The organism is Vibrio sp. Vb0349, assembly GCF_033338975.1.
Map to the genome: position 1 here is coordinate 1 of NZ_JAWOTS010000423.1, position 1,060 is coordinate 1,060.

Sequence of the window (1,060 nt, forward strand, 5' to 3'; positions counted from 1 at the left end):
TGACCGTCGCGATACAGATTCGCCAATACAGAGTTGAACGGGGTGTTGGCAAGGCTTTCACAGCGAGCCTTGAGTGATAAAAGCTCAGACGTCCAAGGGTGAGGTGCCATGGTTAAACCCGAATAGGTGTAAGGCGCATCGCCATGCCAAGTCTGCAAACGAGGTTGAAGTACCGATTTCCCGAAAATGGTTATGCGTTCTTGTTGCCAAGGCAAGGTACTCATAAGCGTTGAAAAGTACGTATCCGCTTCTTGCTGAGAAAGAAAGTTTGGCTGATAAAAGAGCTTACCTTGGCGTACCTCTTGCCAATCCGTACTTTCAAATAAATCGCCTTGTCCTTGCATCCCGTTGCCTATTTAAACCATAAAAATTTCAGATAATTATTACCTTTGCAAAGGCTATTGGTTATTCTTGTAGATAATAAGAATTTTAACAATAAAAGAATAATTCTCGTAGTAACGGACGAGCTAGTGGGGAGCTAATGCGTTATTCACCCAGAAAGCAGTGCTATTTTGCACTGTTCTTTTTCGCTTTTGTTGCCTTGTGTGTTGGTGTTATTGAGCTGTTGCATCAGAATCAGCAAGACCTTCAGCAAGAGCGCGTGCAAGTTGAAGCCAAAGAACAACTGTCTATCCTCCGCTCCAATTTGGAAGCGGTACTCATGGCTGATATTTACAAAGCCAGCACATTAGCGACGCTAATCACTTTGCTGCCAAATAGCGAAGAAGAGGAGCTAAGCATTGCCGCCGATCGTATTCTTAACAAAAGTAAGCACATCACGGTCATCGGTATTGCGGAAAATGATGTAATTAGCCATATATTCCCAACTAAAGGCAACGAGCGCGTCCTTGGTCTGGATTACCGTAAAGTACCAGTGCAATGGGTACAAGTTCAAAAAGCCAAAGATATTCAAGAGATTTTCATCGCGGGGCCGGTGTCGCTTGTTCAAGGTGGGCGAGGGCTTATTGTACGCGTGCCAGTATTTCGAGACCCGCCAATCAACAAAGAGTATTGGGGGGTGATCAGCGCTGTGGTGGATTTTGATGGTTTAATGCGAGAA

2 protein-coding genes are annotated in these 1,060 nt (G+C 44.8%); one reads left to right on the top strand and one right to left on the bottom strand.

The window, feature by feature from the left end; genetic code table 11:
* Positions 1-344 (bottom strand): alpha-ketoglutarate-dependent dioxygenase AlkB family protein (locus R7Q47_RS26325; protein ID WP_411912892.1); only part of this gene is annotated, 344 nt, incomplete at its 3' end.
* A gap of 137 nt (positions 345-481) precedes the next feature.
* Here R7Q47_RS26325 and R7Q47_RS26330 point away from each other — a divergent pair.
* Positions 482-1,060 (top strand): CHASE domain-containing protein (locus R7Q47_RS26330; protein ID WP_318090271.1); only part of this gene is annotated, 579 nt, incomplete at its 3' end.